This is a genomic window from Rathayibacter sp. AY1B4 (assembly GCF_002932815.1).
In the GTDB taxonomy this organism is placed as follows: domain Bacteria; phylum Actinomycetota; class Actinomycetes; order Actinomycetales; family Microbacteriaceae; genus Rathayibacter.
The window spans coordinates 17,331-36,944 of record NZ_PSWN01000028.1; the positions used below are offsets into that span (position 1 = coordinate 17,331).

The window sequence follows — 19,614 nt, forward strand, 5'->3', positions numbered from 1 at the left end:
ATGACCACTACCGCACCTGAGCCGGTCAAGGCTCGCACCTACGGCAACTGGCGAAAGCCCCAGACCGCCGGCCTCGGCGGGCTCGGGCAGCTCGCCACCCTCGTGATGTTCGTGGGCATCTTGTCCTCGATCGTCGCGTCCATGTTCGCCGGCCTCGGGCCGGCACTCATCGTCGCTGGGATCTTCGGCGGCATCCTCCTGACCGTCTCGGTCAAGGACAAGCACGGGCAATCAGCCCTGGGAAGGACGGTGGTCCGCGTGAACTGGTGGCGCACCAAGAGCAAGGGAGCGAACATCTACCGCTCCGGCCCGATCGGCCGCGCGAAGTGGGGGACGTTCCAGCTGCCTGGCCTGGCCGCACCCTCGCAGCTCACCGAGCACGAGGACTCCCACGGCCGCCGGTTCGCGCTGATCAGCACCCCCATGACGAAGCACTTCACCGTGGTCCTGGCGACGGAGCCGGACGGCGCCGCGCTGGTGGATCAGGAGCAGATCAACAACCAGGTCGCGGAGTACGGCATCTGGCTCGCCAACCTCGGAGACGAGCCCGGTATCGAAGCCGCCTCCGTCACTGTCGAGACGGCTCCGGACACCGGCACCCGGCTGCGCGGGGAGGTCGAAGGGTCGATGGACCCCGACGCCCCGCTATTCGCTCGAGCGATGCTCGCTGAGGTCGTGGACAGCTACCCGGTCGGCTCCGCGACCATCCGCGCGTACATCGCGCTCACCTTCACGGCCACGGCTCGGATGGGCGGAAAGCGCCGCAACGCCAAGGAAGTGGCTGCGGATCTTTCCGCGCGCATTCCCGGCCTGACGAACTCGCTCGCAGCGACCGGCGCCGGTGCTGCTCGGCCTCTGAACGCGCAGGAGCTGTGCGAGGTCATCCGCACCGCCTACGACCCCGACGCTGCGGTGCTGATCGACCAGGCCCGCGCTGCGGGCGAGACAGCCGACCTCTCCTGGACCGACGTCGGCCCCGCCGCGGCCGAAGCCCACTGGGACTCCTATCGGCACGACGGAGCCGTGTCGACGTCGTGGACGATGACCGCCCCGCCGCGCGGCGTCGTGCAGGCCGGCATCCTCGCCCGTCTGCTCGCCCCGCATCGCGACATCGCTCGCAAGCGCGTCACCCTGCTCTACCGCCCCATCGACCCCGCCCGCGCCGCAGCGCTCGTGGAAGCGGACCTCAACGCTGCACAGTTCAACTCCTCGGCCTCGACCAAGCCGACCGCGCGCTCGACGCTCTCGACGCGCTCGGCGCAGGCGACAGCCGCGGAGGAAGCCTCCGGCGCCGGGCTGATGAACTTCGGCCTGATCGTCACCGCCACGACGATGCAGCGCACGCAGGAGCCCGAAGCGCGTGCCGCCGTCGACTCCCTCACCTCCGCCGCACGGCTGCGGATGCGACCGGCCTACGGATCGCAGGACTCCGCCTTCGCCGCCGCGCTCCCGCTCGGCCTGGTCCTCCCGCGGCATCTGCGCATCCCCAACGAGGTCCGAGAAGCGCTGTGACCTCGATGAGCGCGCAGGGGACGGCACCGGGCGAGTGTCCGGTGCCGTCTCCGCTTAAGTCCCACCGCCCCGCCCCGATCACTGCCGGAGGTTCCCAGTGAGCATCATCAGCACCAAGTTCTTCTCTCGCCACCGCGACGAGATGCCCGATGACGTCTCCACGGATGCCGACGAGCTGCCCACCGGCGCCGGCGGAGTCGATGAGGAGCAGGAAGCTCTCGACGTCGACGTGTTCGACACGGCCGTGCCCACGGGTGCGGTCGGTGCTCCGTCGACGGCGGAGGCCGCGTCGGCGTCGACGTACAGCCGTGCCGGCTCCCGCCGAGCCCGCAAAGAGGAGGAGGAGGCTGCTGCGGCTCGCGCTGCGGCATCACCGCTGGCGCGGGAGAAGCCCTCGAAGCGGTCGCGGAAGAAGCGGGCGATCCCGCACCAGGGCGGCAAGCAGAAGGTCGAGAAAAACGTCGCGCCGATCCGGCCGATGCGCCCGACCTCGACGGGGTGGCTGGGACGTGGCGGCGGGCAGGCCGTCTCGATCCAGCCCGCCGATGAGTTCCGCGCAACGACCGTGCAGGTGTGCGGGCTGTACCCGTTCTCGGTCGGCACCGGAACTCCCATGATCGGCGTGCCGCTGGGGAAGAACCTCGCCACCGGGGCGTCGGTGCTGTGCGATCCGATCAGCTGGTTCCAGCGGGCGCAGCTCATCTCGAATCCGTCGATGTTTGTCCTCGGTAAGCCGGGCCTCGGGAAGTCCTCGCTCACCCGCCGCATGGCGACCGGGCTCGCCGGATACGGCACCCTCCCGCTGGTCCTCGGTGACTTGAAGCCCGACTACGTGGACCTGATCCGCGCCCTCGACGGCCAGGTCATCACCCTCGGCCGCGGCCGCGGCTACCTCAACATCCTCGACCCGGGCGAGGCGACGGTCGCCGCGCAGCGACTCCGCGACGACGCCGACCAGGCCCTCGAGCGCGCCTCCGAGCTCGACGCTCGCGGCGAGAACTCGGCGGAGGAGCGCAAGCACGCGGTGAAGTCGCAGCGCCTCGCGTCGCAGGTGCTCGCGGACGCTCACGGCCGCCGGCACACGATGATCGCGGCGTTGCTGACGATCCTCCGCTCCGAGCCGCCGAGCGACCGGGAAGAGACGATCATCGACCGGGCGCTGAAGTACCTGGACGAGACGCACGAGGGCATCCCCGTCCTCGCGGATCTTCTGGCCGTGATCCAGGCAGCGCCCGATGAGATTCGCCAGGTCGCCCTCGACCGCGGCGACCTCGCCCGCTACAAGGCGATCACCGAGAACCTCGAAGCCTCCCTCATCGGCCTCACGACCGGCGGCCGGCTGGGCGAAATCTTCTCCCGCCAGACCACCACCCCGATGCGCCGGGATCGCCCTGTCGTCTACGACGTGTCCTCGATCGATGACTCCGAAGGCGATCTGCAGGCCAGCATCCTGCTCGCCTGCTGGTCCGCCGGCTTCGGAACGGTCAACGTCGCCTCCGCCCTCGCAGAAGCGGGGCTGGAACCGCGCCGGCACTACTTCGTGATCCTCGATGAGCTGTGGCGGGCGCTGCGCGCGGGCAAGGGCATGGTCGATCGCGTCGACGCGCTCACCCGCCTGAACCGTGCCCGCGGTGTCGGCCTGGCGATGATCAGCCACACGATGAGCGACCTGCTGGCCCTGTCCTCGCAGGAGGATCAGATGAAGGCCAAGGGCTTCGTGGAGCGCTCCGGCATGGTGATCTGCGGCGGGCTCCCCGGCGCGGAAATGCCGCTGCTGACCTCCGCAGTGCCGATGTCGAACGCGGAACAAGCGATGCTGACGAGCTGGCAGGACCCGCCCGCGTGGGACCCGGTATCGGGACATGAGTCGGAGCCTCCCGGGCGCGGCCGGTTCCTGATCAAGGTGGGCGGCCGGCCCGGTATTCCGATCCGGGTGCAGCTGACCAGCGCCGAGCTCGACGTCAACGACACCAACAAGCTCTGGCACACCACCTCCCGTGCCGGACGCGCGAACGAGCCGCTGGCGACCGATCCGGTCGTGGTGGAGATCCTGCCGTGAACCTCTGGCTGGGCTTCGTCGGAGTCGTGATTTTCGGCCTCGGCAGCCTGTGCCACGTCGTCGTGCAGGGCACCGACGTTTGGACGCAACGCACGTTGACCCGGCCACACGCGCTCTCGATCGCCGGCTGGCTGTTCACCGCAGCCGGCGCGGCGACCGTCGCCGCCGTGATGATTCCCGCGCTGCCATGACCTGCCCCTCGACCCTCGCGTTCGAGGGCTACCTGTGGTCCTGCGTCACCAGCTCGCCCTGGCATGAGTTCCACGCCGCGGACCTTCCGATCGAGTTCGTAGAACGCGGTCTTGCCCTCGTGCACTGGGGCACCACGCAACAGGCACCCGACGACGACCCGACCCCGCGGTGGGTCGGCCCGATCTACACGACCGAGAGGACGAACTGATGAGCATGACCAACAACCGCCGCAGAGAGCCGGGGAAGGCCGGCGGCGGGTTCGGGATAGCGATCGCGGCCGGCGGTGCACTCGTGGTGATCCTGGGGCTGTACATCGCGATTCGCGTCGGATCACAGGCGGACGGGGTCAACCCCGACATGAGCACCGACCCCTCGAACTTCGTCAGCGTCGTGGTCGACGTGTTCCGCGGCCGCCTCGTCTGGCCTGCGACTGCGACGTGGATTGCGGGCGGCATCGGCGCCGTTCTCGTCGTGCTGGTCGTGTTCTTCCTGCTGATCAAGTCCAGCGGCGGCAAGCACCGCACCCCGCTCGACTGGGCTGCCCGCCACATGGCGACGCCGAACGAGCTGCGTCAGATGCGCGGCAAGGAGGCCAAGCAGAAGTCGGCGCGTCTCGGTGTGCCCGACTCCTTCGGCGTCCCTGTGGGGGCGCTGCTGACGGACGGCCGTCCGCTCTACGCCTCGTTCGAGGACATGACGCTGCTGCTCGCCGGTCCCCGTGTGGGCAAGTCGACGTCGTTCGTCATCCCGGCAATCGCCAATGCGCCGGGCGCGGTCGTCACGACGTCGAACAAGCCGGACGTGCTCTATGCCACGCGGGACCTGCGTGCGCAGGCCGGCAACGTCTGGGTGTTCGATCCGCAGCGGGTCGCCGTCGAGCCGGCGTCCTGGTGGTGGAATCCGTTGTCCTACGTCACCGACGACACCAAGGCGGCCAAGCTCGCGCAGCACTTCGCGTCGGGGTCGAGCGAGCTCGGCGCACGAACCGATGCGCACTTCGAGCCCTCCGGCCGCGAACTGCTCGCGGGCTTCCTTCTGGCGGCGGCGATCGACGGCCGCCCGATCACCGACGTCTACGAGTGGACGACGACCCCGGGCGACGAGACGGCCGGCGACATCCTCGCAGCGAGTGAATGGACCCTGATGGCACGCAGCGTGCAGGGCTCCTCCCGCCTCGAGCACAGGGAGCGCGGATCGGTCTACTCGACAGCCCGCCGCATGGCGTCCTGCTTGAAGGACTCCGGCACCCGGCAGTGGGTGAACCGGCAGGGCGAGAACGACCCGCGCCCGGAGTTCGATCCGGCCGCGTTCGTGCGCTCGACCGGGACGCTCTACAGCCTGTCCAAGGAGGGCGCCGGCAGCGCCGGCCCTCTCGTCCTCGCCCTGACCGCCGCGACGGTCGAGGCGGCAGAGGAGCTGGCAGCGGTGTCGCCCGGCGGCCGGATGCAGACGCCGATGCTCGGCGTGCTCGATGAGGCCGCGAACGTCTGCCGCTGGCGGGACCTCCCCGACCTCTACAGCCACTACGGCTCCCGGGGCATCCCGATCATGTCGGTGTTCCAGTCCTGGTCGCAGGGCATCGGGGTATTCGGCAAGGAGGGCATGTTGAAGCTCTGGTCGGCCGCGAACGTGAAGCTCTACGCCGGCGGAATCTCCGAGCCGGAGTTCCTGGGCATGGTGTCCGATCTGATCGGCACCTACGACCGCGAGACGACCTCCGCGAGCATGAACAAGGGCGTGCGCTCGACCACCACCGCGTTGAAGCGAGAGAAGATCCTCGACGTCGCGGAGCTGGCGACGCTCCCGATCCCGCGGAAGGGACGCAAGACCGGTCGAGCGATCATGATGTCCTCCGGCTCCCGTGCAGCGATGCTGCGCACGGTGCCGTGGTTCGACGGCCCCAAGGAGTTCGTCGCGGGTATCAACGCATCGATCGCGCGGAACCAGCCCGGCGGCGCTGCACCGGCAGCACCAGCACCGGCGCCGGTCGCTGACCGGCCGCTCGCCCCGGTGGAGGGATCATGAGCGACATCTACGGCGGCGTGGACGACGACGACCTCACCCCGGGACCCTACGAGGGCGCAGAGGAGGAGCCGACGACGTTCTTTGGGTCAGCGGATGAGTTCGTGCGCAAGCAGCTGATCGGCACCTACCGGCGCCGCGTCATCCGGGGTGGCTCCGGCAGCGGACTGCGCTGGAAAGCCGCCTGGTGGTCGAGCGCGGAGGCGCAGCAGCGCATCGAGGCCCTGTGGCGAGCGTGGGAGGCCGCCAGAGCCGACGAGAAAGCCGGGATGAGCACCTGGTGGATCAACCACTGCGATCCGCACATGACCGCTCTGCTCTCCCCAGACGGGCCGTTCGCGGACTCGCAGGACGAGAACCGGGTCGGGGAACCTCTGCCCTACGAGCGTCCCGTCGAGGGCCTGTTCGAGCCCGACCGTCAGCCGCCGCTCTACACCGAGCGGACGACCGAGGGAGAGCCTGCGGGCACCAACGCCTGAACGGCAAAGAAGAAGGGGAGCACCAGTCGGTGCTCCCCTTCTTCGCGCGTGGTGGCGGTTACCTGCTGAGGTCCCCACGGTCGGCGCCCTGGCCGCGGCCGCGGGTGCGCCGCGTCGACGGGACGGTGCTCGTGGCCGCCTTCGAGGTCACCGCGGAGCTGGCCGGGGTCGCGTGGGCGCTGTCAGCGCTCATCCGCGCTTCGATCAGGTGCGGCGGGACTCCCTTGGACTCCATCGCGTGAACGGTGGCCTGTCGACGCTCCGAGCTGTCGTAGGCCACCTCGCCCGCCTCGCGCGCCGCTGACGCACGAGGATCGGACGCCGGGGTCGTGGGGTCGCCTGAGGTGCCGTTGGCGCTCTGAGCGGCGTCCTGGCGCTCGGCGGGGGCGGTGTCGCGGTAGAGCTGCGCCTGCGCCCGGGCGTCGGCTGCGAGCTCGCGCAGCTCGTCCGGGCTCGCGTGCTCGGTGCCGCCGGCGGCGGCATCGCGGTCGTAGTCGTTGGCGCGCGCTTCCAGCTCGGCCGCCATGACGGCCTGGCCGTTGTCGACGTCGGCCGCGCCGGGAACCTCTCGAGCTGCTGCGTCGGATCGGGCGTCGTTGGCGCGGTCGAGCCGGTCCGCCTCAGCGATGAGCACCTGCGCCTCGGTCAGTTCGGTGCCGGCACGCGCGCGCTCGGGAGCAACAGCGTCCTTCCACTCCTCGACCAGTGCAGCACGAGCGGCTGCGACGGTCGCGGGGTCCGGCGTGGACACCTGGCCGGCGTCGTTCCAGTCGATCGACGTCTGGACGCGGTATCCCTGGAACCCGGCGGGGTCCGTGTCCCGCTTCCACTCCTCGGCCACCGACAGCTCGACAGTCGCGACGTCGCCGGCGAGAGCGGCGCGGTAGTCGGTGATGAGGGCGCGCTGCGCGCCGGTGTCCGGCTCCGTGCGGTCCCCGACCTGCATGGTGAGACGGTCCTCGTCGTGGCGGTGGTAGTGCTCCGGCGCAGACGTGGCCGCCCATTCCTTCGCCAGATCCAGCTCGGACTTTCCGCGGGTGGCGGCGTCGCGCAGGACGGCAGTATCGACGCCGTAGCGCTCCATCACCTCGCGCTGCACGACGGCCGCGGCACGCTCCGCGATGGGGTCCTGGCCCTTCCACGCCTGAGCCGTCTCCGCGACGCGGGCGACGTCCTGGATGCTCGCGCGATCCCACCACTCCGGCCGGTCCACGACCTGCAACGTTGCTCGTGCGGCACCCCGCTCGGCGTCGAACCGCGCAGCGAGCTCGCGCGCCTGAGCTGCCGATCGAGCCTGCGCGTCGCGCGCCAACTCCTCCCGCAGGCGGGCGAACTTCTCGCCCATCTGCATCGCGATCGTCAGTGCTACTCGAACGTTCTGACCGACCTCCTGGCCGACCTCATCGTCACTCATGACTTCCTCCCCCTATGGCTGTCGTGCCTGGTTATCGGTCGAGTCCGCCGCGGTCGTGACCGGGCTTCTCGCGGGCGTCTCGGGCGCGCTTGGCGAGGAGCGCGTCGGCGCTCTCCTGCTCGCGCGGCGTGAGCTTGGTCGGCACCGGGCTCCCGGTCGGGAACGACGCGGCGACCGCCTCGCGCGACTGCCGCAGCTCGGGCGGCAGAGCGGCCCGCTGGGCCTCCCACGCCTCGGCCTTGTTCGCGGTGTCCTGCTTCGTGTAGCTGTCTCGCACTGCGGTCAACTGACCGCGGAGCGTCTGCGACAGCTCGCTCATCCGACGTGCGTCTCCGGCGGCCTTGTGCGCCGAAGCGATCGCGTGAGTCATGCGGGCGAGCTGGTGCAGCAGCAGCAGCTCAGCGGCCGCGTTCTTCTTCTTGCCGGCGGCCGCCAGGATCAGCGCAGTGGTGTGCGCGCTCGAGGGCATCGCTGCGGGTCGCGGTCGCGTCTCGTGGGCGCGCAGGTGTGCCGACCGCGCGAGCGATCGCGCAGCGTCCGCGAGCGGTCCGGGGGTGGGTTCCATGCGCCTCGACCACGCGGCGTAGGCGCCGGCCGTCTCACGCGCCACGTGTGCCCACGTCGACCGGTCGAACGGGTCGACGGAGTTGATGTACTGGTGCAACCGGTCCATGTCGGCGGCGTACTTCGCGAACAGATCGGGCGAGGGCTCGGCAACCTCGCGGCCCGGGTTCACCGGCTGATAGCGCCACGGGTTCTTCGACGTCGCGCGCCATTCCTCGGCCGCTTCTGTCGCCTTCAACGGCTCGTCCGGCCACCCCTCGCGCAGTCGCGGGAGGGTCAGGTCGCGCGCGAGGGTCCCGCCGCCGTGCCAGCGCACGGGCTCGTCCTTCTCGGGGCGCAGCGCCACGCTGTAGCCCTGCACGACGTCGTTGCGGCCCACCGCGAAACGCGGGCGCACCAGCAGCCCCTCTTGACGCATCCGACGCACGAACTCGCCCTCATCGACGCTGGACGATGCAGCAGCGCGGACGCTGCGCTCGAGGCGGCGCACGTCGGGCTCAACCGCGTTGCGTGTGCGGGCCGCCTCGCGGGCTCCGGGGACGATCCCGCGCTCTCCGAGCTCACGCCCCTCGGGGTGCAGTTGCGTCAGACCGTGATCGCGTTCCAGCTCACGGCTGACCTTCTGAGCGAGCCGCTTGTCGTAGGGGATGTGCGCCTTCGTCCCGTCCTCGCGCACGAGGGAGACGGCGATGTGGATGTGGTCGTTGCCGTTCTTCGACGCGCCATGACGAACCGCGACCCATCGCGCGTTCGCCTTCCCGATGTCGTCGCCGGCGAACCCCATGCGCTGCACGAAATCGGTGGCGATCGCTCCCCACTTCTCATCCGTCAGCGTGCCCTCTTCGGCATTGAGAGAGAGCGAGCAGTGCCACACGTGCGCGTCCTGCTTCACGACGGCCTGCTTGCCCGTCGACGGATCCAGGATCGGCTCTCCCGTCGCACGGTCGAACTGCTTCACGGACCGCATGACCTTCGTGCCGTACACCTCGGCCGGCTCGTCAAGATCGCGTGCGATCGCGAGAGCTGCGTCGCGGTCCAGCACCTCGTAGCCGTACAGCGCCATGATCGCGGAGTCGCCAGCGACCAGGTGCTGCTCGGTGTGCTCGTTCGAGCGACCGGGGCCAGCAAGATAGGTCATCAGCCCGCCCATCTGCGAGCCGTAGGTGACGTTAGGAATCACTTGCCGGCCACCGCACGGCACGCTGCACTGATTTGCGGGACAAGTGCCGCGAACTGCGCTCGGAACTCCTCGACCTGTGCGGGGAACTGCCCCTCGGTGTTCGCGAACCGCGCGAGCTGGTTGAGGTTACGAGCCATGCCGCCAAGGTCAGCGCGAACCTGCATCAGCTCGGCCACTGCGCTCTTCCACTCGGCGTCCGTGCGGACCTGCGCGTTCATCGCAGACTCGAACAAGAGTCGCGGAACCGTGATGTCGCCGGCCACAACTGCGCGAGCCTGCAATGCCGCATCTTCTTCGGCGGTGACGTACACGCGGTAGTACTTCTCGCGTGCCCCCTCGGGTGCGTTCTCGCGCCTTTTCCGAGCGAACAACCGTCGAGGAGTCGACTCCGACACTCGAACCACCCGCCCTTCCCTTGCCAGCGCAGCGAACCCGCCACCCGGCGGGGACCACACCTCTAGTGTGCACCCGGAGCCAGCGCAGCGCCAGCCCGGCAAGCCATTTACCAGCGGTAAACGGACAGCTTGCTCCACAAACCGCTCTGCCCGAGCGTAGCGATGGTGCAGCAAAGCGGCTCCACGAACGGGCACCCGTCGCGGGAAGGAACAGCCTCCGGATGGGCGACGCTGCGGCGCCTTCCGGATGCCCATTTGGGCATGTAGCCTGATCCCATGAGCGACAACACGAGGAACCCAGAGGACGCCGCCGACGCCGCACGCCGGCTGCTCGAAGCGAGTGTCGAGAAGAGAGTCGCAGCGGTGCGCACGATCGTCACCGCCGCGAACGACACTGACACTGCACGCGCGGCTCTCACTGACGCGCAAAGTCGGCACACGAGGGCGTGGGCCGATGCGCTCGCTACCGGGTGGTCCGAGAAGGAACTCCGCGCAGCCGGAGTGCCGCGGCCCGACCAGTCCCGCGGCCGTGCACCTCGTTCGCGTCGCTCACCGGGGAGCGACAGCGCTCCCGGCGACTCGACGGAAAACAGCGCTACGGAATCGACTGACGACGCAGCCTGAGCGACCGGACGATCGCCTTCGTCGGTCCCGCAAGCCCCCACCGCGGTAGGACGGAAAACGTAACGTCGACCGTGACGCAGCGACCCCCTCGCTCGCGTCGGAGCCCCCCGCTCGAGCACAGCTCGCGGGGGCTTCTTCGTTCCCGGGCTGATCGCGCCGGCTGCGGTCCGGCCGTCCATCCGACGCTTCACTCTTGCCTACGCTGATCACCCGTCAAGAGCGCTCCGCGTCCCTTCGGGATGCCCCTGCGGGGCACTCCTGACGGCTGCCCATCTCCGGCATCGCGCCGCATATCGGATGGATGGCCTCGGTGCGTGCTCAGCCCCGTGATCGTAGCTCCGCGGTACGGATCGCAAGTTCCTCGCGAGCCTCGGCGGCGGCGCGCTTGCGTGCCGCCTCGCGCTCCCGAGCTGCCCGCTCGTACTCGTGCTGATCGCGCTTCATCTGAGCGATCACCCGATCCACTTCGCCCTGGTCGATGTTCGCCAGCCGTGCAGCCTCCGCGGCTCGCTCGGCGGCGCGTCGCTGCTGGTCAGCGGCCCGCTCCGCCGCAGCGTCACGACGAGCCTGGTCGAACCGCGAGTGCTCGGTGATGACCTGGCGGATCGCCCAGCCGTAGAACCCGAGAGCGTTGCGACTGGTGAACGTGTCCGGCACGCGGCGACCGTCCCGCGTCAGCCAGGCAGTGATAGCGAACATCAGCCCCTCGACGCTCCACTCGGAGACGTCGATCCCTGACCGCTCGAGCATCCCAACCACGTGACCGACGTGCACACCGCGAGCAAGCCAAGGGATGCGCTGAGCCAGCGCAGCGGCGAAGCGTTGAAGTTCAATGGGTCTCGGAACCGCCGGCCAACCGATCGAGGTGCGCCGTGTGTTACTCCCTCGTCCGGGCTGCCGCGAAGCGGCTTCCAAGCGCGGTCCACCGCGCGTTGGTGGGATCTTCTTAACTGGAGCTGTAGGAGGAATGTGGCGCCTACGGGGTAGGTGGACATTCTCCACATATCGGGTGATCCGGCCGCCCTGCGAGACGCGGGACGGAACCGGAGCCGGCGCCGCGCACGCGGCGCGTAGGGCAGCCGCACGGGGCATCACGAGCGCCCGCGTGGAAGCCATGCGGAGCTGGCGGCCACCGTGCGCGAGCTGCGCGGCAACGCGCTCACCTCCGCACAGGTAACGGCCCTCGATGACGACTGCGGCGAGGCCCAACAGCAGCAGGATCTCTCGGGCGCGCTGCACGGTCCTCTTGCACATGCCCAGGCGATCCGCGACCGTCTGGTGCGCTGTCGTGACGCCGCGTCCCGTACCGACGTCGGCCGAGCGCATGTCCTCCTGAGCGACGAGCAGCAGCGTGTGCGGTGCGACCTTCACAGCCGCTCGCACGGCTTCGCCCTCGGGCGTTGCCAGGGCGTCCAACACGGCGTCGAACCACGCGCTACCGGACGTCCAGCACGGCAGCGGCGCGTAGGCGCCCGGTGCCGGCTCGGGGCTCCACGAGCCCGACCGCGATTTGTTCGGCCGCGACGCGGCCGCCTGTGACGTCTCGGATGCAAGCTCGACCGACCGCTCCCCTGAAAAAAGGGTGGGTCGGGAGTGCACGGAGACGAACTCCGCTGTTACGATGTGGTCATTCCTTCCGGGTACGTTCCGGCGGGTACACCGAAGGCCCGGCTGGTAACCGGTTCTTGGGTGGGACTGCTTCACACCTCTGAGTCGCCAAACTGTGCGAGGTGGGAAGCCAAGGCTTCTAGGCCCGTCGCGAGAGCGACGGGCCTAATGCGTTAACGGGTGTCGATGGGCAGCTCCTCATCGGAAAGAAGGGTCGGCTGCGACGGCCACCACGAGGGAACACCCTCGTCGGTCAGCTCGCTTTGCACGTGCTCGACCAGGCGCTCGAAGAACACCGCCGACGACACGTTGGCGTGCGACGCCATGTCGTTGAAGCGATCGCGCGCCTGCTTCTCGACGGTCCAGGCAACGTTGGTGGGTTCCACCATCGTTCCTCGGGGACGCCGCGTCGTAGCCATGTGATTAACGTAGAGCTGTGGCTGTGATTAGCGCGACGCGACACGCCGCTTTAGATGCCCATTTGGTCACTCGCGGCTGAGGGCTACTCCGCTGCGGGAAGCGGGAGCGTGACGTCCACCGCGCGGAACTCCGAGACGGTCGCCCGCTCGACTGCTCGGTAGACCGTCGAGCGCGTCACACCGAACTGCTCCGACAGCTCCGCGACGGTGTAGTTCCCGGAGCGGTACTCCGCGACCAGGTGCGCCTCGATCTTCGGGGAGAGCTTCGGCGCGCGGCCGCGCAGCCGGCCCTTCGCCTTGGCGACCCGCATGCCCTCTTTCGTGCGCGCGCGGATCAGGTCGCCCTCGAACTCCGCGATCATCGCCAGCACGTTGAACAGCAGCCGCCCGATCGGGTCGTTCGGGTCGTGCAGCGACCCGCCGATGTTCAGGCGCACTCCCCTGCGCGTGAGCTCGTCCACGATGTCGCGCGCATCGGTGATCGAACGGGCGAGGCGGTCGAGCTTCGTCACGAACAGAGTCGAGCCAGCGTCGCACGCGGCCAGGGCCTCGCGCAGCGCGGGCCGCTCGCGGTTGCTGCCGGTGAGGCCGGCGTCGACGTAGATCCGCTCCGCCGGCACACCGGCCGCGAGCAGCGCGTCACGCTGCGCCTGCGCGTCCTGCTTGTCCGTCGAGACGCGGGCGTATCCGATCAGCTCAGCCATTGGACCAGTATCCCGTTTGACGCCCCCCTACCGAACAAATCACCGGACGGGTCTAACGGGACACTCAGCACCGCGGATTTTCGCGGCGCTCGATGTCGCGTCTGCGTGTACCGGTCACCGATCGGTCTCCGGGACAGATCCGACCCGGATGGACCAGTGCGCTCCTGCCGTTCACTCGCTGGTCCGAGAGTGATGGTGTGCAGACACTGTCGCTCAATGCTTCCGCCGTGATCGCGGGCGTAATCACTCTCCTCGCCCTCGTCGCGGGCGTCTTCCTCGACGGATTCACGTTTGCGTGCAACGAGTCCCTTCCTCCTCAGTGCACGGGGTTCCACGTCGCGTGGCCGGCTCTGTGCTCTGTCGCCCTCGCGACCCTCGTTCTCCTGGTCGTAGCGATGCGCGTCAGCACGCGCTCCCACGCTCGATGGAGGTCGCTGCTGCTCGCCTTGGGGGTCGTCGGCGCCGTCACCAGCTGGGTTCTGGCTCTGCGTACCGCCGTGATCGTCGGTTGAGCAGCCCACGGCACGGTCGAACGACCGCTTGTTCCGTATGGAGATCGTTCATCGGGGCGAGGGGGCGGTGGCCTTCGCTTCGACCGTGTGGATCTAGCTCAGGTTCACCTTCGAGTTCTATGTTGAGCCCATGAAGCGACTCGCGACGTCAGGCCAGTTGGTTGGATGGACAATCGCCTTGCTCGGGGCTGCTGGTGCCGCCGCGTTCCTGGTGCACTGGAGCTCGTGCCTCGGTGGCCTGAACGAGGGTTGCTACAGCGCCACACAGTCAGACTTCACGTGGATCGCCACAACGATCGTCTGGGCCGTCGCCTTCCCGCTCGTGATATTCGGCGCCTTCGTACTCTCGCCAGGACGACCCGTCACGCTGATTGGTGTTGGGCTCCTCATGGTCATCAACCCCCTCACCGACCCTGGAGCGTTCTTTCTCCCGTGGGATGTCGCGGACACCTTGCCCTTTACCGGCGTCGCCACGTCGCTAGCTGCTGTGACTGCAGGTGTCCTCCTGGCCGGATCTTCCTACCGAGCCCGTCGGCCCGATCACAGCCGAGTCGGGAAGCCAGCGCCCGCTGACGTCGCCTACTGACCTTAGATCGGACTTGGGTCGTCCCGTTAGGGGATCCCCAAACGGGACGAGGCGAATGCGGCTGACGCGGCCGAGTGTCAGCTCGATTGCCCTGGTTCACTCGCTCAGCGTCTCGCGGTCCTCGTCATTCATCGGCACGAGAGGTTGCAGCTCGTACCCTCCGGGAACAGTCAGACGGTCCCGCTCGGCGGCAGATAGCAGCGGGTCGATCGTCAGCAGGTTGCTGCCCCCGTCCGCGATTCGGTCTGGGATGACGTAGCCCTCAGCGACATGCCCAGGGCCTTGTACGCGAACAGCGAGCGCGGTCGTTGCGAAGTCCTCCGGCGTCGTGCAGGACGTCCCAGATATGTCTCCGGGTAGCTCAACGATCATGCAGAGCTCGGTCGAGTTGCTGAGCCCGAGGAGGTAGGTGGTGCCGCCTTCGGTCGTGAGCTGGCGGAACGAGTCGACGTCGAGCCCGCCAGTGCCGACGCTCCCCACGTCGAGGTACTTCGGCATCGTCACCGGTACATCGGCCGGCTGTTCGAGGAGGGCGACGTCGTAGTCACCGATCGATCGGGGACTGGCTTCGGGTGACGCGACCACGCCAGGGCTCGGAGCGGCGATGCCGACGACGAAGACCGCGCCCACGGCGATGACCAACAGTGCGAGGCCAAGCAACCAACCAAGTCGGGTCCGCGACGTGTGTGCCGGGGTCTGCGGGTCCGTCAGCAGACTCGGCTCTGGACTACTCATGGCTCACTGTAGGCCGACGCTCGAACCAGCCCTTCAGAGCTACCGGTGGACGATCGCCAAACGGGACGTGCCTCCGGTCGTGATCGGTGTAACGCTGCGAGGACCTGCGGACACTAGTAGGTGTGGGGATGATCAGAACGGACGAAGCCGCCGCCTGGGCGCGAGCGTCCTCCGGCGACGGTGAGGCGTTCGCGTCGATCTTCGATGAGCACCGCGCTCGAGTGTTCCGGCACGCGTATCGACTCCTCGTCGACGCGACCGACGCGGAGGACGCGGTAGCGGTCGCGTTCCTCGAGCTGTGGCGGCGGCGCCGCAGCGTCGAGGTCATCAACGGGTCCGTCCTCCCCTGGCTGCTCGTGACCGTCACCAACACGGCCCGCAACCTCAGCCGAGGGCGCAACCGATACCGCGCCCTCCTGACCTCTCTCCCCCACGGCGACCATCAGCCCTCCGCGGAAGACGCCGCGCTGCGCGACGTGATCGATGACCGGCAGCTTGCTAAAGCGCTCGGACGCCTCTCGCCGGCGGACCTGCGCCTCGTGACGCTCGTGATGATCGAGGGCTACAGCCCCACCGACGCCGCGCCCCTCCTCGGGCTCAGCGCCGGCGCCACCCGGACCAGGCTGCATCGCGTCCGCGCGGCGCTGCGCGACCAGCTCGGCCACCCGACCCTCAGCCTCTACGTCCAGTCGACGCTAGGAGATCCGTCATGAACGCCCCGCAGATGAGCGACGAGTTCACCACCGCCTTCCGGCGCGCGCTGATCGAGCACGTCGAGACCCCCTCCCGCTCCCGCCGGCACCGGTGGCTGCTGGGCGGCGGAATCGGCGCGGTCGCATTGTTCGCCGGTACCGCCACAGCCGCCGCCACCGGCCTGCTCCCTCTCCCCGGCGCCGCGGTCGTCACGCCGGTCAGCGCGTCCGCCGCCGGCACCTACACCGGCACCGCGACCCTCCAGCTCGGACCCGCACCTGACGGCGCGACAGGGCTGACCGTCTCGCTGCACTGCCTCACCCCGGGCACCTTCACGCTCACCGGAGGATCGAGTCTCACCTGCTCCGCGAACGACTTCCTCCGACCAGAGGAGGTGCCGGGCTTCGACTCCTTCTTCACTCCCCTCACCGACGCCCCCGATGGAGAGTTCACCGTCACCGCTTCGGCGGGAAGTGAATGGCGGGCGATCGTCGCCTACGCCACGTCCGAGACGACCGCGTGGGCGGAGAACGCCGCCGGCCAGAGCTACGGCGTCATCAATGAGAACGGCAATCCAGACCTCATCGCCGTCACCGCAAGCAACGGCACGCAGGGCTACGTGCATCGCCATGACCTCGAAGACGCCGACGGCACCACCGCTCAACGCTCCTTCACCACGCCCGAGGACGCCCTCGAATGGCAGGAACAGAACGCAGGCATCATCCACACCATCCCCGTCTACGACTCGGACGGAACCACCCTCGTAGGCGAGTTCGACGTCGGATGATCGCATCCGCGGAGGCATCTCGGACGGTGCTCTTGAGAGACGTCCTCACCGGCGCCGATGGCGACAGTGACGCACTTAGACTCCTGCCATGACCGCTCCGGCATCCGTGGAAGAGTTTCGGCGCCGGCGCCGACCGGCGCGTCGTCGCCTTTCCTTCTTCGGTGTCCTGGGCGAGCTGCTGATGACCGCAGGGGTCCTCGTTCTGCTGTTCCTCGCATGGCAGCTGTGGTGGAACGACGCCGTGATCGCAGGCAGGCAGACCGATCAAGCGGCCGAGCTGCGCCAGAGCTGGGGCGAGGACGCGCCGCCCACCGAGGCGCCATCCGAGCCGAGCGCCGAGCCGGCCGTGCCTGGCGACCCGGTGATCGCGCCGGTCGCAGCTCTGGACACGACGTTCGGCAACCTCTACATTCCACGGTACGGCGAGGGGTGGGTGCGCACGATCGCTGAGGGCGTCGACGCGGAGAACGTGCTCGACGTGGGCAGCATCGGCCACTACCCGGGAACGCAGATGCCCGGCGAGGTGGGGAACTTCGCGATCGCCGCGCACCGCTCCGCTGCCGGCGGAGGAATGCACCTCATCGATGAGCTGCAACTAGGTGATGCGATCTACATCGAGACCGCCGATGGCTGGTACACGTACCGGTTCCGGAACCTCGAGTACGTGCAGCCCTCGGAGGTGCAGGTCATCGATCCCGTCCCCTGGACGAGCGACGTCGCGCCGACCGATCGCCTGATCACGATGACGAGCTGCAATCCGCTGCTCTCGACCGCGGAGCGGATCATCGCCTACGGCGTCTTCGAGTCGTGGCAGCCGCGTTCCGCGGGGGCGCCCGCCGAGCTCGCCGCGTCCCTCGCGACCTGACGTCCGGCGTAGTCGCCGGCGCCGCGACGAGGGCGGCGAGCCGATTTCGTGCTGCGGCAGACGTTTGCGGGTCGGGTGGACATGTACAGGATGAACCCGCTTTCGAAGGAGCCCGTCATGACTGCCGCCCCTGACCGAGACCCCCTGGACGTCCTGCTGGATGAGTCCAGCCCCCGCACGTCGACAGTGACGGACGACGTCGCTGTCGAGCTGGCCGAGCTGCAGCAGCTCGCGGCGGCAGAGGTCCGTGTCAGTCGCCACCGCTGGGTGCGTCCTGCGATGGCAGGAGTGGCGTCGCTGGTACTGCTCGGTGGTATGGCGACCGCGGCCGCCGCAGCGACGGGCGCGTGGTCGCCGTGGGCGGAGACGCCGGACGCCTCGATCGCCTATTCGCTGCCCAGCGGTGTTCAGTGTGAGGAGCGCATGGGAGACGTTCAAGGGACCGATCCGGCGGCCGTCGCCGTGGTCGAGAACTTCTACCAGACGACCGACATCGACGCTCTCCTCAGCGACGGGGCACTCCAGGAGACCATCGCGCAGCTGCGTACCGAGGACCGATCCTTCATCAACGCTGACGGATCCCGCACGCCGGCCGGCTACGGCACCGAGTTCTACAACGCCGACCGGGAGTACTCGACCGCCGTCGGGCGCATCATCAGCAACGCTCTCGACGCCGAACTCGCTGCACAGAACGTCGACGTCGACGCCGCGAACCTCAGCATCGCGGGCGAGGCCCACTGCCCCGGAGCGACCTGGTGACCCGCAGGAAGACCGACGAGGCGGAGCGACTCACCGAGGCGCTGCGCGTCGCCTCGCCTGACCTGCTCAAGTACCTGCAACGCCGCCTCCCTCTCGAGGACGCCGCCGACGCACTCGCGGACGTCATGCTCACCGCATGGCGCCGCGTAGGCGCCCTTCCCCGCACCGCGGAGGAGTCGCGGATGTGGCTTTTCGGCATCGCCCGGAACGTCCTCTCGAACAGCACCCGCACTGAGAACAGGCGAGCCGACCTCTCCGGCCGGCTCCGCGGCGTTCTGGCGACCGCTCCTACCGAAGGACGCCCCGCCGACGAAGGAGTCGACGTGCGCGATGCGATCGCCAGGCTCGCGCCAGAACAGGCCGAGCTCGTCCGCCTCATCCACTGGGACGGCTTCTCCATCACCGAAGCAGGACAACTCCTCGGCGTCCCCGCGTCCACGGCACGCACCCGCTACCAACGAGCACGAGAAGACCTGCGGTCGACCCTGGCGGCATCACCAGCAAGCGACGACGACGCCAAGCCCCTCCGAGCGGTCCGCTGAAAGCGTCCCGCAGATCGATCCCCATACGGAACACGCTGCAGCGAATGCCGGTAAGCGACCTGGGGCACGGGCGACGTCGGCTGCGGCGGGAACCGCGGGCAGCGGTCGTGTGTACCGGGATGACGCCTTCCCCAGCCGAGGTCGATACGCTCGCCACTCCGAGGAATGAGGTGGTCGTATGTACGGATCGAAGAGGCTCATCGATTTTGCCGTGGCCGAGGAGCAGGCACGGCGGCAGCGCATGGAAGCCGACCGCGAGACCGCGGATCACGGAGACGATCGCCCTGAGGGGTTCGATGCGAGCTCCACCCCTCTGCCCAGCTACAGACCTCTTGCAAGCGGCCGGGGCGACACTGCTAGCGACGACGCGGAGTAGCCCAGTCGCACAGTGCCGCGAGAACACACGCGCTGAGGAGCGCAACGACGCCGCGAGAAACGCCGCTATAGGTGACCGGTTTAGGATCCCCATACGGGACGGCCTCGAGCACCCCGATAGTTACAGTGGGCGCATGAAAGCAGAGCTGCACGATCCGCGCGACCAAACCTTGCAGGTCGACGATCCGACGTACCGCGTCCACTTCTGGTCCGAAGACGGCACGTCGAACCAAGAGTGGGAGCTCTCAGAAACCGACCTCGACGAGGTGCTGGCCTGGATCCCGAAGCGAGCTCACGGCCGGCCCCATAGCCTCTGGGTAGTTACCCGCAGCGACCAGGACGTCTGCCTCATCCGTCTTCGCGGCATCGACCTAGACGCAGCCGAGAGTTACTGGCCAAGCTGGGCGGCACGCACCTACTCAGCCGAATCCAAGTGAAGCGCTGAGCGGACGTCTAGTCGAGTGGCGCGTGACGGTCGGCGACCGTTCGAACCGTTCGCACGAGTTGTGGATCCTCGCCTCGGGCGAGTCCGGCGTACTCGAGGCGCAGCGAGCCGTCCTCGGCCGGGGTGGCCTTGATCCAGACTCG

At 68.8% G+C, this 19,614-nt stretch carries 20 protein-coding genes; 13 read left to right on the forward strand and 7 right to left on the reverse strand.

Annotation, left to right across the window (positions count from 1 at the left end):
- The 6 genes from C5D66_RS14910 to C5D66_RS14935 all read left to right on the forward strand — a co-directional run bounded on the left by C5D66_RS14910 (position 1) and on the right by C5D66_RS14935 (position 6,264).
- Positions 1 to 1,512 carry an SCO6880 family protein gene (locus C5D66_RS14910; RefSeq protein WP_181125770.1) on the forward strand — a complete coding sequence of 504 codons (1,512 nt, stop codon included), beginning with the start codon at positions 1 to 3 and terminating at the stop codon, positions 1,510 to 1,512.
- 478 nt (positions 1,513 to 1,990) lie between these two features.
- Positions 1,991 to 3,571, forward strand: a complete 1,581-nt coding sequence (locus C5D66_RS14915) for an ATP/GTP-binding protein (protein WP_243502574.1) — start codon at positions 1,991 to 1,993, stop codon at positions 3,569 to 3,571.
- Positions 3,568 to 3,762, forward strand: coding sequence for a hypothetical protein (locus C5D66_RS14920; protein WP_104277468.1), 195 nt, complete (start codon positions 3,568 to 3,570; stop codon positions 3,760 to 3,762). Before C5D66_RS14915 ends, C5D66_RS14920 begins: the two co-directional genes overlap by 4 nt.
- A complete protein-coding gene (locus C5D66_RS14925) occupies positions 3,759 to 3,971 on the forward strand; it encodes a hypothetical protein (protein WP_104277469.1) in 213 nt (70 codons plus the stop codon). The genes C5D66_RS14920 and C5D66_RS14925 overlap by 4 nt, the downstream gene beginning before the upstream one ends.
- Positions 3,971 to 5,788 carry a type IV secretory system conjugative DNA transfer family protein gene (locus C5D66_RS14930; protein ID WP_104326968.1) on the forward strand — a complete coding sequence of 606 codons (1,818 nt, stop codon included), beginning with the start codon at positions 3,971 to 3,973 and terminating at the stop codon, positions 5,786 to 5,788. The genes C5D66_RS14925 and C5D66_RS14930 overlap by 1 nt, the downstream gene beginning before the upstream one ends.
- Positions 5,785 to 6,264 (forward strand): DUF4913 domain-containing protein, encoded by a 480-nt coding sequence (locus C5D66_RS14935; RefSeq protein WP_104277471.1) that lies wholly within the window; start codon positions 5,785 to 5,787, stop codon positions 6,262 to 6,264. Before C5D66_RS14930 ends, C5D66_RS14935 begins: the two co-directional genes overlap by 4 nt.
- Before the next feature lie 58 nt (positions 6,265 to 6,322).
- On the opposite strand, the gene C5D66_RS14940 is transcribed toward C5D66_RS14935, so the two are convergent.
- From C5D66_RS14940 to C5D66_RS14965, 6 genes are all read right to left on the reverse strand, one after another.
- Positions 6,323 to 7,678: a hypothetical protein gene (locus tag C5D66_RS14940; protein ID WP_146084500.1), complete on the reverse strand. Its 1,356-nt coding sequence runs from the start codon at positions 7,676 to 7,678 to the stop codon at positions 6,323 to 6,325.
- 31 nt (positions 7,679 to 7,709) lie between these two features.
- Positions 7,710 to 9,392 (reverse strand): relaxase/mobilization nuclease domain-containing protein, encoded by a 1,683-nt coding sequence (locus C5D66_RS14945; RefSeq protein ID WP_104326970.1) that lies wholly within the window; start codon positions 9,390 to 9,392, stop codon positions 7,710 to 7,712.
- A 26-nt stretch (positions 9,393 to 9,418) separates the two neighbouring features.
- Positions 9,419 to 10,072, reverse strand: coding sequence for a plasmid mobilization relaxosome protein MobC (gene mobC, locus C5D66_RS17660; RefSeq protein WP_104326971.1), 654 nt, complete (start codon positions 10,070 to 10,072; stop codon positions 9,419 to 9,421).
- 687 nt (positions 10,073 to 10,759) lie between these two features.
- Positions 10,760 to 11,860, reverse strand: a complete 1,101-nt coding sequence (locus C5D66_RS16915) for a hypothetical protein (protein WP_146086965.1) — start codon at positions 11,858 to 11,860, stop codon at positions 10,760 to 10,762.
- A 362-nt stretch (positions 11,861 to 12,222) separates the two neighbouring features.
- On the reverse strand, positions 12,223 to 12,435 hold the full coding sequence (locus tag C5D66_RS14960) for a hypothetical protein (protein ID WP_146082602.1): 213 nt from the start codon (positions 12,433 to 12,435) through the stop codon (positions 12,223 to 12,225).
- A gap of 116 nt (positions 12,436 to 12,551) precedes the next feature.
- Positions 12,552 to 13,172 carry a recombinase family protein gene (locus C5D66_RS14965; RefSeq protein WP_104305026.1) on the reverse strand — a complete coding sequence of 207 codons (621 nt, stop codon included), beginning with the start codon at positions 13,170 to 13,172 and terminating at the stop codon, positions 12,552 to 12,554.
- Between the two features lie 642 nt (positions 13,173 to 13,814).
- Here C5D66_RS14965 and C5D66_RS14975 point away from each other — a divergent pair.
- Positions 13,815 to 14,270 carry a hypothetical protein gene (locus tag C5D66_RS14975; RefSeq protein ID WP_104224249.1) on the forward strand — a complete coding sequence of 152 codons (456 nt, stop codon included), beginning with the start codon at positions 13,815 to 13,817 and terminating at the stop codon, positions 14,268 to 14,270.
- Between the two features lie 96 nt (positions 14,271 to 14,366).
- On the opposite strand, the gene C5D66_RS14980 is transcribed toward C5D66_RS14975, so the two are convergent.
- Positions 14,367 to 14,912, reverse strand: coding sequence for a hypothetical protein (locus C5D66_RS14980; protein WP_146081575.1), 546 nt, complete (start codon positions 14,910 to 14,912; stop codon positions 14,367 to 14,369).
- A 221-nt stretch (positions 14,913 to 15,133) separates the two neighbouring features.
- On the opposite strand from C5D66_RS14980, the gene C5D66_RS14985 reads away from it, so the two are divergent.
- The 6 genes from C5D66_RS14985 to C5D66_RS15015 all read left to right on the forward strand — a co-directional run bounded on the left by C5D66_RS14985 (position 15,134) and on the right by C5D66_RS15015 (position 19,463).
- The gene (locus C5D66_RS14985; RefSeq protein ID WP_104224275.1) at positions 15,134 to 15,718 is read left to right on the forward strand and encodes an RNA polymerase sigma factor; all 585 of its coding nucleotides are present in this window, start codon (positions 15,134 to 15,136) and stop codon (positions 15,716 to 15,718) included.
- Entirely contained in the window at positions 15,715 to 16,485 is a 771-nt protein-coding gene (locus tag C5D66_RS14990; RefSeq protein ID WP_104224251.1) for a peptidase M56 family protein, read from the forward strand. The genes C5D66_RS14985 and C5D66_RS14990 overlap by 4 nt, the downstream gene beginning before the upstream one ends.
- A gap of 88 nt (positions 16,486 to 16,573) precedes the next feature.
- Positions 16,574 to 17,350: a class E sortase gene (locus tag C5D66_RS14995; protein ID WP_104224252.1), complete on the forward strand. Its 777-nt coding sequence runs from the start codon at positions 16,574 to 16,576 to the stop codon at positions 17,348 to 17,350.
- Between the two features lie 117 nt (positions 17,351 to 17,467).
- Entirely contained in the window at positions 17,468 to 18,109 is a 642-nt protein-coding gene (locus C5D66_RS15000) for a hypothetical protein (RefSeq protein ID WP_146082269.1), read from the forward strand.
- Positions 18,106 to 18,651 carry an RNA polymerase sigma factor gene (locus C5D66_RS15005; protein WP_104224254.1) on the forward strand — a complete coding sequence of 182 codons (546 nt, stop codon included), beginning with the start codon at positions 18,106 to 18,108 and terminating at the stop codon, positions 18,649 to 18,651. Before C5D66_RS15000 ends, C5D66_RS15005 begins: the two co-directional genes overlap by 4 nt.
- A gap of 509 nt (positions 18,652 to 19,160) precedes the next feature.
- The gene (locus C5D66_RS15015) at positions 19,161 to 19,463 is read left to right on the forward strand and encodes a hypothetical protein (protein ID WP_104224256.1); all 303 of its coding nucleotides are present in this window, start codon (positions 19,161 to 19,163) and stop codon (positions 19,461 to 19,463) included.
- The last annotated feature ends 151 nt before the right edge of the window (positions 19,464 to 19,614 follow it).

Coding starts and splice junctions, on each gene's coding strand:
- C5D66_RS14910 (WP_181125770.1), top strand. CDS start 1: ATGACCACTACCGCACCTGAGCCGGTCAAGGCTCGCACCTACGGCAAC.
- C5D66_RS14915 (WP_243502574.1), top strand. CDS start 1,991: ATGCGCCCGACCTCGACGGGGTGGCTGGGACGTGGCGGCGGGCAGGCC.
- C5D66_RS14925 (WP_104277469.1), top strand. CDS start 3,759: ATGACCTGCCCCTCGACCCTCGCGTTCGAGGGCTACCTGTGGTCCTGC.
- C5D66_RS14930 (WP_104326968.1), top strand. CDS start 3,971: ATGAGCATGACCAACAACCGCCGCAGAGAGCCGGGGAAGGCCGGCGGC.
- C5D66_RS14935 (WP_104277471.1), top strand. CDS start 5,785: ATGAGCGACATCTACGGCGGCGTGGACGACGACGACCTCACCCCGGGA.
- C5D66_RS14940 (WP_146084500.1), bottom strand. CDS start 7,678: ATGAGTGACGATGAGGTCGGCCAGGAGGTCGGTCAGAACGTTCGAGTA.
- C5D66_RS14945 (WP_104326970.1), bottom strand. CDS start 9,392: ATGGGCGGGCTGATGACCTATCTTGCTGGCCCCGGTCGCTCGAACGAG.
- mobC (WP_104326971.1), bottom strand. CDS start 10,072: ATGGGCATCCGGAAGGCGCCGCAGCGTCGCCCATCCGGAGGCTGTTCC.
- C5D66_RS14965 (WP_104305026.1), bottom strand. CDS start 13,172: ATGGCTGAGCTGATCGGATACGCCCGCGTCTCGACGGACAAGCAGGAC.
- C5D66_RS14975 (WP_104224249.1), top strand. CDS start 13,815: ATGAAGCGACTCGCGACGTCAGGCCAGTTGGTTGGATGGACAATCGCC.
- C5D66_RS14985 (WP_104224275.1), top strand. CDS start 15,134: ATGATCAGAACGGACGAAGCCGCCGCCTGGGCGCGAGCGTCCTCCGGC.
- C5D66_RS14990 (WP_104224251.1), top strand. CDS start 15,715: ATGAACGCCCCGCAGATGAGCGACGAGTTCACCACCGCCTTCCGGCGC.
- C5D66_RS14995 (WP_104224252.1), top strand. CDS start 16,574: ATGACCGCTCCGGCATCCGTGGAAGAGTTTCGGCGCCGGCGCCGACCG.
- C5D66_RS15000 (WP_146082269.1), top strand. CDS start 17,468: ATGACTGCCGCCCCTGACCGAGACCCCCTGGACGTCCTGCTGGATGAG.
- C5D66_RS15015 (WP_104224256.1), top strand. CDS start 19,161: ATGAAAGCAGAGCTGCACGATCCGCGCGACCAAACCTTGCAGGTCGAC.